The sequence below is a fragment of the Streptococcus sp. HMSC072D03 genome (genome assembly GCF_001812855.1).
Lineage (GTDB): Bacteria > Bacillota > Bacilli > Lactobacillales > Streptococcaceae > Streptococcus > Streptococcus salivarius_D.
Window position 1 is genome coordinate 23,075 of record NZ_KV810640.1, and the last position, 11,178, is coordinate 34,252.

8 protein-coding genes and 5 tRNA genes are annotated in these 11,178 nt (G+C 40.4%); 3 read left to right on the plus strand and 10 right to left on the minus strand.

What is annotated here, in order from left to right; all coding sequences use genetic code 11:
• Positions 1-26 precede the first annotated feature (26 nt).
• Complete coding sequence (gene rpsB, locus HMPREF2877_RS03610) at positions 27-794, minus strand: 30S ribosomal protein S2 (RefSeq protein WP_002886342.1); 768 nt, start codon at positions 792-794, stop codon at positions 27-29.
• A gap of 272 nt (positions 795-1,066) precedes the next feature.
• Here rpsB and ahpC point away from each other — a divergent pair, with 272 nt between their 5' ends.
• From ahpC to HMPREF2877_RS03625, 3 genes are all read left to right on the plus strand, one after another.
• On the plus strand, positions 1,067-1,627 hold the full coding sequence (gene ahpC / locus HMPREF2877_RS03615; RefSeq protein WP_002886340.1) for an alkyl hydroperoxide reductase subunit C: 561 nt from the start codon (positions 1,067-1,069) through the stop codon (positions 1,625-1,627).
• Between the two features lie 16 nt (positions 1,628-1,643).
• Positions 1,644-3,176 carry an alkyl hydroperoxide reductase subunit F gene (gene ahpF / locus HMPREF2877_RS03620; protein WP_038675041.1) on the plus strand — a complete coding sequence of 511 codons (1,533 nt, stop codon included), beginning with the start codon at positions 1,644-1,646 and terminating at the stop codon, positions 3,174-3,176.
• 176 nt (positions 3,177-3,352) lie between these two features.
• Positions 3,353-3,423 (plus strand) — tRNA-Cys (locus tag HMPREF2877_RS03625).
• Positions 3,424-3,510: 87 nt separating this feature from the next.
• Here HMPREF2877_RS03625 and HMPREF2877_RS03630 read toward each other — a convergent pair.
• The 9 genes from HMPREF2877_RS03630 to HMPREF2877_RS03670 form a co-directional block, all read right to left on the minus strand.
• Complete coding sequence (locus tag HMPREF2877_RS03630) at positions 3,511-4,056, minus strand: NAD(P)H-dependent oxidoreductase (RefSeq protein WP_070578696.1); 546 nt, start codon at positions 4,054-4,056, stop codon at positions 3,511-3,513.
• Between the two features lie 87 nt (positions 4,057-4,143).
• Positions 4,144-4,572: a MarR family winged helix-turn-helix transcriptional regulator gene (locus HMPREF2877_RS03635; protein ID WP_002886332.1), complete on the minus strand. Its 429-nt coding sequence runs from the start codon at positions 4,570-4,572 to the stop codon at positions 4,144-4,146.
• A gap of 132 nt (positions 4,573-4,704) precedes the next feature.
• The gene (locus HMPREF2877_RS03640) at positions 4,705-4,935 is read right to left on the minus strand and encodes a GlsB/YeaQ/YmgE family stress response membrane protein (RefSeq protein ID WP_002889604.1); all 231 of its coding nucleotides are present in this window, start codon (positions 4,933-4,935) and stop codon (positions 4,705-4,707) included.
• A gap of 19 nt (positions 4,936-4,954) precedes the next feature.
• Positions 4,955-6,196: an aminopeptidase gene (locus tag HMPREF2877_RS03645; protein ID WP_070578699.1), complete on the minus strand. Its 1,242-nt coding sequence runs from the start codon at positions 6,194-6,196 to the stop codon at positions 4,955-4,957.
• Between the two features lie 163 nt (positions 6,197-6,359).
• Positions 6,360-10,754 (minus strand): PolC-type DNA polymerase III, encoded by a 4,395-nt coding sequence (locus HMPREF2877_RS03650; RefSeq protein WP_070578702.1) that lies wholly within the window; start codon positions 10,752-10,754, stop codon positions 6,360-6,362.
• A 51-nt stretch (positions 10,755-10,805) separates the two neighbouring features.
• Positions 10,806-10,889 (minus strand) — tRNA-Leu (locus tag HMPREF2877_RS03655).
• 9 nt (positions 10,890-10,898) lie between these two features.
• Positions 10,899-10,970 (minus strand) — tRNA-Gln (locus HMPREF2877_RS03660).
• Between the two features lie 8 nt (positions 10,971-10,978).
• Positions 10,979-11,051 (minus strand) — tRNA-His (locus tag HMPREF2877_RS03665).
• An 11-nt stretch (positions 11,052-11,062) separates the two neighbouring features.
• Positions 11,063-11,133, minus strand: a tRNA-Trp gene (locus tag HMPREF2877_RS03670).
• Positions 11,134-11,178: the final 45 nt, after the last annotated feature.

Genomic DNA, 11,178 nt, shown 5'->3' on the forward strand with positions numbered 1-11,178 from the left:
CATCGAGCCCAAACCAATCTTAAAGATTAGTTGTTGTCACCTTCGACAACTTCAACGATTTCTTCGATTGAATCAGCTGCAGCTGCTTCTTGGAAATCTGCAGAAGCATCTTCACCTTGGTTACCTTCGATGATAGCATCAGCCATTTTTGAAGTGATCAATTTAACGGCACGGATAGCGTCATCGTTAGCTGGGATGATTACATCGATCTCATCTGGATCAGCGTTTGTATCAACCATCGCTACAACTGGGATACCAAGTTTTTTAGCTTCTTTAACAGCGATTTGTTCTTTGTGTGGGTCAACGATGTAGATTACATCTGGAATGCGAGGCATATCTTCGATACCACCCAAGAATTTTTCAAGACGTGCACGTTGTTTGTTAAGAAGTGCAACTTCTTTCTTAGGAAGAACTTCGAAAGTTCCATCAGCTTCCATTTGTTTGATTTCTTTCAAACGAGCGATACGTTTTTGGATAGTATCCCAGTTTGTAAGAGTACCACCCAACCAACGGTGGTTGATGTAGTATTGACCAGCACGAGTTGCTTCTTCAGCTACTGCTTCAGCTGCTTGTTTTTTAGTACCAACGAACAAGATTACTGCATCGTTAGCTGCTGCTTCACGAACAAATTCGTAAGCTGTATCAGCCATTTTTACAGTTTGTTGCAAGTCGATAACGTGGATTCCGTTACGTTCTGTGAAGATGTACTTAGCCATCTTAGGATTCCAGCGACGAGTTTGGTGACCGAAGTGAACACCAGCCTCAAGAAGTTGTTTCATTGAAATTACTGCCATGAGTATTTCTCCTTAAAAATTGTTTTTTCCTCTTCTAAGCTTTAGACTTGCAGTCCCACCCTGCGGCAACAAGACCACAATCGGCTTAGAATGAGTATTTGTCACTTTACGCAACTATAGTAGTTTATCAAAAAAAGTGACATTTGACAAGCTCTAAAATCAGGCTAACCATTAGAAAAAAATTACCCGCATTAAAATTGCAATCGTTTTCTTTGAGGTTGATAAGTATTTTGTTTATAATTAGGCTATCAAAAATAGAGGAGGACATTATTTTGTCATTAGTCGGAAAAGAAATTATTGAATTTTCAGCACAAGCTTACCACAACGGGGAATTCATTACTGTTACAGATGAAGATGTTAAAGGAAAATGGGCTGTTTTCTGCTTCTACCCTGCAGATTTTTCATTTGTCTGCCCAACTGAACTCGGTGACCTTCAAGAACAATATGAAGCTCTTAAATCTCTTGGTGTAGAGGTTTACTCGGTCTCTACTGACACTCACTTTGTTCACAAAGCTTGGCATGATGACTCAGATGTTGTTGGAACTATTACTTACCCTATGATTGGAGATCCTTCACACCACATCTCACAAGGCTTTGATGTTCTTGGAGAAGATGGCCTCGCACAACGTGGTACATTTATCATTGATCCAGATGGCGTTATCCAAATGATGGAAATTAACGCTGATGGTATTGGACGTGATGCAAGCACTCTTATTGATAAAGTTCGTGCTGCTCAATATATTCGTCAACATCCAGGTGAAGTTTGTCCAGCCAAATGGAAAGAAGGAGCTGAAACACTTACTCCTAGCTTAGATCTTGTAGGTAAAATTTAACAACCAGGGGGTATCCATGGTCTTAGATAAAGAAATCAAGACGCAATTAGCACAATATTTAAATTTACTAGAATCTGATATTGTATTACAAACAGATTTAGGGGATGATGATAATTCTCGAAAAGTGAAGGAATTTCTTGACGAGATTGCCGCTATGTCTGACCGCATTAGTCTTGAATCAACACATTTAAAACGTCAACCTAGTTTTGGTATTGCACAAAAAGGGCAAAAAAGTCGTGTTATTTTCTCAGGCTTACCAATGGGCCACGAATTCACATCTTTCATTTTAGCTCTCTTGCAAGTTTCTGGTCGTCCACCAAAAGTTGATGAGGACACTATCGAACGTATCAAGAAGATTGATAAACCCATCGACTTAGAGACTTATGTTTCATTAACTTGTCACAATTGTCCAGACGTTGTTCAAGCCTTTAATATAATGGCTGTTTTGAACCCAAATATCACTCACACCATGATTGAAGGTGGTATGTATCAGGATGAGGTCAAAGCCAAAGGTATCATGTCTGTTCCTACGGTTTACAAAGACCAAGAAGAATTTACATCTGGTCGTGCAACCATTGAACAGCTTGTTGAAAAATTGGACGGACCACTTGATGCTGATGCTTTCGCTGATAAAGGTGTCTATGATGTTTTGGTTATTGGTGGTGGTCCTGCTGGAAACAGTGCGGCCATTTATGCTGCCCGTAAAGGTTTAAAAACTGGTCTTTTAGCAGAAACCTTTGGTGGACAAGTTATCGAGACAGTCGGCATTGAGAACATGATTGGTACGCTATATACAGAAGGTCCTAAGTTAATGGCCCAAGTTGAGGAGCATACGAAATCTTATGATGTTGATATCATCAAAAGTCAATTAGCTACTGGCATCGAAAAGAAAGAACTTATTGAAGTGACACTGGCTAACGGTGCCGTTTTAAAATCCAAAACTGCTATCCTAGCTCTCGGAGCCAAATGGCGTAATATCAACGTTCCTGGCGAGGAAGAATTCCGCAATAAAGGGGTTACTTACTGCCCACACTGTGATGGTCCTCTATTTGAAGGAAAGAATGTTGCAGTTATCGGTGGTGGTAACTCAGGTTTGGAAGCGGCTTTAGATTTAGCAGGCATTACTAAACATGTTACGGTCTTAGAGTTCTTACCTGAATTAAAGGCAGATCAAGTCTTACAAGAACGAGCTGCTAAAACTGATAATCTAACCATTCTTAAGAACGTTGCAACCAAAGAAATTGTTGGTCAAGATCATGTAACTGGTTTGAATTACGTTGAGCGTGATACAAACGAAGAAAAACATCTTGATCTTGAAGGTGTCTTTGTTCAAATTGGTCTTGTACCAAGTACTGCTTGGCTCAAAGATAGTGGTATTGAACTCAATGAGCGCCAAGAAATTATCGTTGATAAATTTGGTTCAACAAATATCCCTGGTATTTTTGCTGCAGGTGACTGTACAGATAGCGCCTACAAGCAAATCATTATCTCCATGGGGTCTGGTGCTACGGCTGCTATTGGAGCTTTTGATTACTTGATTAGACAATAATCAACACTTACATGTCAGTAATCTATCGACAACAGTTATAATTAATATGAAGAGGTTGAATGTCTTTCAACCTCTTTATGTTTCTTGTAAATAGGCAGTTTGAACAATCAACCAGTCAATTTGATGAAAGAGACTTGACGAATCTTTTTTTTTTTCGATAGAATGGTATCTGTTATGGCGGTATAGCCAAGTGGTAAGGCACGGCTCTGCAAAAGCTTGATCGTCGGTTCAAATCCGTCTACCGCCTTCATAATACGAAGACACCTTAGGGTGTCTTTTTTCATTATTGCATATAAAAATACCCGAAGCTAGAAACCTCGGGTATTCATTATTTTTATTTAATCGCTTCAATCAAAGCTTCCGCTTGATTCTGAAGGCTTTCAAGAACTTCTTCAGTTGCTAGGAATTTCCCATCCGCCCAAGCTGTATCATTTACACGTGTCGCTGTAAAGTCGCCAACCACTTGGGTACGGATAAATGGTAACAAGTCTTTGTAGGCATCAAAAAGTTGATTGTGGCCACCATTAGCAACTGATGACACGGTTACAATCTTATCTTGAAGAGCTGATGGCCCTGAAGGATCTGATAGGTCAAGGGCACGGCTCAACCAGTCAAGCAAATTTTTCACTGACCCAGGAATTGAGAAATTATAAACCGGTGAGAAAATCCAAATTGCGTCTGCTACCAAGACCTGTTCTCGAACTTCTGCCAAAACTGGAAGAACTGGACTTTCTAAATCCTGATTAAAAACAGGTACTTGACTATAGTCAAGATAAGAAACATTAGCTTTACCAGCTAGCATTTTCTCAGCTTCTTCTGCTAATTGGTGGTTAAATGATTCCTTGCGAAGAGACCCAACGATAAATAGAATGTTTTTCATAATACACTTCCTTTGTATTTCTAACAATTGATATTTACTACTACATAGTAATATATAGGATTCCATTAGAAATATAAAGAAATATGCTCAGACATTCTTAAATTTTTTCAGGAGCTCTACCAACTGTGCCTGCTCTTCAGGTGTCAGAACGGAAAAAGTCTCCTCAATAGCTCGCTGATGTGGCGGGATTGCTGCTTGAATAATACGACGGCCCTCATCCGTCAAATCAACCTCGAAAGCACGCTTATCTGTTTGACAGGCTTCTCGCGTCAACCAACCTTTTTTCTCCATATTTTTAATGACGACAGTCATATTCCCGGAGGTGGCAAGCATGCGGTCAATTAATTCGCCAATTTTCATACGTCCTTTGGCATTAAGCACGTCCATGACACCAAATTGAGTTGGTGTCAAATTAAATTCTTTAAAGGTCTCAGAAACCTTGGCATCGATGGTACGAAAAGCCTTACGCATAACTACCATACTTTTTACAGCCATGTTTTTATCTAAGTCACTCATTTCTAGTCCTTTCCAAATAGATGCTGTTTTTATTACTCTACCACAGTTTTTCTAAAAGTGGTATATGAAAATGAAAAAATAAGAAAAAAGAGTCCTTAGATATCTAACCAATACCTCAGAACTCTTTCATTTCTAACTATTACGATTCCAAAAAAGGGCTAATAAGATAACAGCACCTAGTACTGAAGGAACGATAGCAGTATCTGCTAGCATCGGTCCCCAATTTCCAAAAAGAAGCTGACCAACAAAAGCACCTAGCCATCCAACAAAGGTCTTACCAATACAGCCCATACGTTCACCCCTATTTGATATAGCAGAGGCAATAAGGCCAATGAGAAAACCAACTATCATACTTCCAATCATGAGAAATCCTCCATCACTCTTAGATTGCCCAATCCCCATTTCGGAAGATTGGTACACGGCTACCATCTTGGCGGATACCATCAATATCCATTTGATTTGAACCAATCATAAAGTCTACGTGTACATCAGAACGATTAAGACCAGCTTCCTTAAGCTCCTCTTCTGTCATGTCTGCCCCTCCCTTAACACTGGTAGCATAGGCTGCTCCAATAGCTAGGTGGTTGGATGCATTCTCATCAAAAAGAGTGTTAAAGAAAGTGATGCCTGACTGTGAAATAGGACTTGGATCTGGTACCAAAGCACATTCACCTAGAGCACGCGCCCCATTATTGTTGAAGACGAGATTCTTCATCACTTCATCACCTTGGTCCGCTGTGATATCTACAATTTCACCATCTTTGAAGGTTACCTTGATTCCCTCAATAATATTACCATTGTAGCTTAGAGGCTTTGTGCTTGAGACATAACCATCTGCACGACGAAAATCTGGTGCCGTAAAGACCTCTTCTGTTGGCATATTAGGAAGGAAACCTTCACCTTGCGCATTAATGGCACCTGCAGACTCCCAAACATGGTTTTTAGGCAATCCTAGAGTCAAATCTGTTCCAGGTGCTTGGTAGTGTAAGGCTGAGAATTGTGATTCATTGAGTAGGCGTGCTTTAGCATCCAAGCGGTCAGCATGTTCCTTCCAAGCACGTACAGGGTCCTCTTCATAGACACGACAAGTCTTGAAAATTTGGTCCCAAAGTAAATCTACAGCTTCCTCATCACTCGAAGCATCGGGAAAGACCTTCTTAGCCCATTCCTTACCAGCTGCAGCAGCTACAGTCCAACTAACCTTATTAGACTGAGTTGCCACCTGCATAGGTTTAAAGGCCACTCCAGTAGCTTTAGCATGAGCAGATAAACGTTCAGGAGCTACACCATTAAGGGCACCTGGATCGGATGAACGAACGCCTAAGCGACTTGCCTTCTTGGCCAACAAATATTCCATCTCAGCTTTTTTATAAGCAGGAACCTCTTCGATGCGGTCCATATCAGCATGCAAGAAGCGCTCGCGATTAATAATATCATCTGACCATTGAACGATTACCTCAGCTGCTCCTAAAGCATAGGCTTCTTTAACTAAGAGGTGTGCTAGCTCTGCTTGTTCTACATCAATGCTCAAGGCCACTGTGTGACCAGGTTGCACATTAATCCCATTAGCAACCAGTAATTTAGCATATTTCTCAAGATTTTCTTTAAAATTTGGTAAAACCATGATTAACTCCTTGAAACTATAATTTTCTATCAGTATACCATAAGACGAAGAAAAAGGTTTCCTCTCAGCTTTGGCTTTTTAGCATCACATGCAGCCCCCTAAACAAAAAGAGAACGGAGACTGACTCCATTCTCTCAAAGTTGATGACAATTCTCTTCAGCCATTAAAAGAAATCATCAAAAAGACTTAATTGATTATCTTCTGGCATATTTCCTAGGATGCCCATTTCATCCAATTTTTCAACCAAGGTTGATGATAGGCCTCCTCGTTTACGCAATTCTGTCTTGGAAAGGAACTCCCCTTCTTCACGCGCAGCAACCACTTGCTTAGCAACGTTCTCACCCAAACCTTCAAGTGCGATAAACGGTGGAATCAAAGTATCTCCTTCAATCAGAAATTCAGTTGCCTGACTCTTATAAAGATCCAACTGACCAAAGGTAAAGCCACGTTCTAACATTTCATTGACAATTTCAAGCGTTGTAAATAAGTCATTTTCAACATTAGTCGCTTCATTTCGTTGGCGCTTCTCCTTAATATCTTCCATTCGAGCTTTAACAGCATCAAGACCCGCAGACATCGTCTTAAGCTCGAATGCTTTAGCTCGAATTGAGAAGTAGGCACAATAGTAATAAATAGGATGGTGCACTTTGAAATAAGCTACACGCAGGGCCATCATAACGTAGGCTGCCGCATGGGCTTTAGGGAACATGTACTTGATTTTACCACAAGATTCAATGTACCAGTCTGGAACATTATTTTCACGCATGGCTTGAATATAGCCATTACGCTCTTCTTCGGAAATCTTCAACCACATCCCCTTACGCACACGTTCCATGATTGTGAAGGCCATCTTAGGATCTAATCCCGCATGCATTAGGTATACCATGATATCATCACGACAACCGATAACTGTTTTCAGAGTGGCGATACCTTCCTTAATCAAATCTTGTGCATTACCTAGCCAAACGTCTGTTCCATGAGACAAACCAGATAACTGTAAGAGTTCCGCAAAGGTCGTCGGATGCGTCTCGTCGACCATACCACGAACAAAGTTAGTCCCAAACTCAGGGATTCCCAACATTCCCGTTGGTGTCCCAATCTGTTCAGGTGTTACTCCTAAAATATCAGTCCCTGAAAAAAGTTTCATTACATCTGGATCATCTGCTCGAATATCTTTTGGATCAATTCCTGATAAATCCTGCAACTTACGAATCATAGTCGGATCATCATGTCCCAGAATATCAAGCTTCAACACGTTCTCATCAATATCGTGGAAGTTAAAGTGAGTCGTCTGCCAAGCAGCCGTTACATCATCTGCCGGATATTGAACAGGTGTGAAATCATAGACATCCATATAATTTGGAATAACAACAATACCACCCGGGTGCTGACCAGTGTTTCGCTTAACACCCGCAGCCCCCATGGCTAAACGATCGACCTCGGCATCACGGTAAAACTTATTGTAATCACGTTCGTAACCTTTAACAAAACCATAAGCCGTCCGATCTGCAACAGTTCCTACTGTTCCGGCACGAAAAGCATATTGCTCTCCAAAAATATCACGAACGTCCAAGTGGGCTGATGGTTGATCATCACCGGAGAAGTTCAAATCGATATCAGGAACCTTATCCCCATCAAAACCTAGGAAGGTCTCGAAAGGAATATCCTGACCATCTTTTTTATATTCCGTTCCACATTCTGAACATTCCTTATCAGGCAAATCGAAGCCAGATCCATAAGATCCATCTGTAATGAACTCTGAGTGTTGACAATTAGGACAGAGATAATGTGGCGGCATCGGATTGACCTCAGTAATTCCAATCATCGTCGCAACAAAACTAGAACCGACAGATCCACGCGAACCAACTAGGTAGCCACGTTCATTTGAACGGTTAACTAGCATCTGCGAAGCCAGGTAGATTACGGCAAATCCATTACCAAGAATTGAAGACAACTCTTTCTCAATTCGCAGGTCAATAATATCAGGCAAAGGATTACCATAGAGCTCAAACGCTCTAGCATATGTCATCTCCGCAACCTGTTCTTCCGCACGATCAATAAAAGGTGTGTACAAGTCTTTTTTAACAACCTCAACCTCTTCAATTTGATCTGCCATAGCTTGCGTATTAGTTACAACAATTTCATAGGCTAAGTCTTTTCCTAAAAAGGCAAAGTCGTCTAGCATCTCGTTAGTTGTCCTAAAATGAGCTTCAGGTAAAGGAGCAGGTTTCGCATTTTCTCCCTTACCAATTGGCCTATTAATCATGGCTCCTTGTCCCAAAGCACGAACAATGATTTCACGATAAATGGCATCCTCAGGGTTGATATAGTGTACATTTCCTGTAGCCAGCACAGGCTTGTCCAGACGATTAGCGACTTCAATCAAATCACTAATCAGTTGTTCTATAGCCGCCTCATCCTTGATTAAATCCTTTGCAATCAAGGGCGCATAAATTGCCGGTGGCATAACTTCAATAAAGTCATAATATTTGGCAACTTCAACCGCCTTGTCAATACCGTGAGACAGAAGCGTATCAAAAACCTCACCATCAGCACAAGCAGAACCTACAATGATTCCTTCACGATACTCATCTAAGACCGTACGAGGAATACGTGCTACTCCCTCAAAGTATGAGACATTTGATAAACTTACCAACTTAAAGATATTCTTCAAGCCAGTTTGATTCTGAACATATAGCGTTGCATGTTTGACACGAGACTTTTTATACGAATCTTCAGAAACCAAATCCGTGTTCAACTGTTCTAGATTAGTCAAACCGTGCTTATCAAACACATCTTTTATGAAGATAAACAACAAACGACCCGTAGCTTCCGCATCATAATTGGCCATATGGTGATGATCCAAAGCCACACCAAACCGCTTCGTCAAAGGACCCAAACCATGACGCTTATACTCAGGATAAAGATTTCGTGCAAATTCTAAAGTATCAATAACCGGCTGTGAAATTGTTGGTAACTGATGTCTTTCGTAATTGGCATTCATAAAACCAACGTCAAAGGTCGCATTATGGGCCACTAGAACAGTTCCTTGACAGAATTCTTGAAACTCCTGTAAAACTTGGACTAAAGGTTTAGCACCTTTAACATGATTATCAGTAATACCGGTCAACTCAGTAGTAAATGCAGAAAGAGGATGTCCTGGGTCTATGAATTCATCAAATTGCTCAATAATATTACCTTTATGCATTTTTGATGCCGCAATCTGAATCAAATCATTATGAACAGCAGACAAACCCGTTGTCTCAACGTCAAATACAACATAAGTTGCTTCTTTTAATTCCAAATTCTGGGAATTATAAACAATAGGAACTTTATCCTCAACAAGATTGGCTTCAAGACCAAAAATAGCCTTAATCCCAGCTTTCTTAGCCCTATGGTAGCCATGAGGAAAACTCTGAACATTAGCATGGTCAGTAATGGCAACTGCTGGATGTCCCCAAGAAGCCGCTGTATCAATAAGATCTTCAACAGTTGGCATTGCATCCATAGTCGACATGTTGGTATGCGCATGAAATTCCACACGCTTTTGTCCCTCAGGCATCAAATCCTTACGAGGAGTATGAGAAATCTCTTTAATATCTTGCACATTCATAGTCAGACTATGAGTGAAAGGATTATTCTCGATACGGCCACGAACCCTAACCCAGTTCCCCTTTTTTATCATATCAAACTTAGCGAGCTCATCACTATCTTTGACCCATCGTTGCATAGCAAAACTAGAGGTATAATCAGTTACCTTAAAATTAATAATAATTCGACCCGTCTTTGTTTCACGTTGGTCTACATCAAAAATATATCCTTCAAAAACAACACGATTCTCTTCAGAATTAATATCAACCATTGGCATTATTTCAGCCTTATCAAAACTAGCTTGACGTTGACTTTGTTTCTCAGCAAAATTTTGTGATGGTTCGGTCACAGGTTCCGGTGCTGGGGCACTTTCAAGAATAGATTGAAGTGCTTGTCTAGCCTGAGACTCAGCTTGTTCTTGTAAAGAAACCTTATTTGTTTGGTAAGCCTCTTCTAAAGAAGATGACGCTTCCTTATCTTCAACAACAGAAATGGATACATCAGATAAACCAACTTGAGAAAGAGATTTAGTTATCAAAGAAATAAATCTATCCTGTAAATTTTCCTTTATTATATGCTCTGGAGCCTTAACAAAAATACTATTATTCGAAATTTCAACCTTTAGATTTGAGAATAAAGAATAAATAGAAAAGTGTGACACTTTTAAACTATCTAAAGCATATGAAAAATAAGCTCCAAGTAAAGAATCATCGCAAGTAGTAGAAACTAAACGAATCTCAAAAGAAGCTTTAGCACCTAAAGAATTAAAAGAAGAGTGAAGTAAACTATCAAAAAGAGCAAAAGACTCATAAGACAGAACACTAGGAAAAGAAAAAACAAAGAACCATTGGCGTTTTGATTTAAATAGCTTTACTGTTTCGATAGAACCATCTTTAATTTCTTTAAAAGAATCGTGATCCTCAGGAAAACGAATTTGTTTTAAGAGAAGCTGAAATTTATCAGACATAAAAAATAAACTCCTATAGACAAAAAAACACTCCTTAAGGAGTGTAACTTATACCGGCGGCCGGGGTCGAACCGGCACGTCCTTGCGGACACTGGATTTTGAGTCCAGCGCGTCTGCCAATTCCGCCACGCCGGCAAAGTATAACTGGGGTAGCTGGATTCGAACCAACGCATGAGGGAGTCAAAGTCCCTTGCCTTACCGCTTGGCTATACCCCAAAAATATAGGCGAATGAGGGGAATCGAACCCCCGAATGTCAGAGCCACAATCTGATGTGTTAACCACTTCACCACATTCGCCACTTTACTAACACGGGCAGTAGGAATTGAACCCACACTGAAGGTTTTGGAGACCTTAGTTCTACCTTTAAACTATGCCCGTAACTATGGAAGGGGAGGGATTCGAACCCCCGAACCCGAAGGAGCG

Coding starts and splice junctions, on each gene's coding strand:
- ahpF (WP_038675041.1), top strand. CDS start 1,644: ATGGTCTTAGATAAAGAAATCAAGACGCAATTAGCACAATATTTAAAT.
- rpsB (WP_002886342.1), bottom strand. CDS start 794: ATGGCAGTAATTTCAATGAAACAACTTCTTGAGGCTGGTGTTCACTTC.
- HMPREF2877_RS03630 (WP_070578696.1), bottom strand. CDS start 4,056: ATGAAAAACATTCTATTTATCGTTGGGTCTCTTCGCAAGGAATCATTT.
- HMPREF2877_RS03640 (WP_002889604.1), bottom strand. CDS start 4,935: ATGATTGGAAGTATGATAGTTGGTTTTCTCATTGGCCTTATTGCCTCT.
- HMPREF2877_RS03650 (WP_070578702.1), bottom strand. CDS start 10,754: ATGTCTGATAAATTTCAGCTTCTCTTAAAACAAATTCGTTTTCCTGAG.
- HMPREF2877_RS03645 (WP_070578699.1), bottom strand. CDS start 6,196: ATGGTTTTACCAAATTTTAAAGAAAATCTTGAGAAATATGCTAAATTA.
- HMPREF2877_RS03635 (WP_002886332.1), bottom strand. CDS start 4,572: ATGAGTGACTTAGATAAAAACATGGCTGTAAAAAGTATGGTAGTTATG.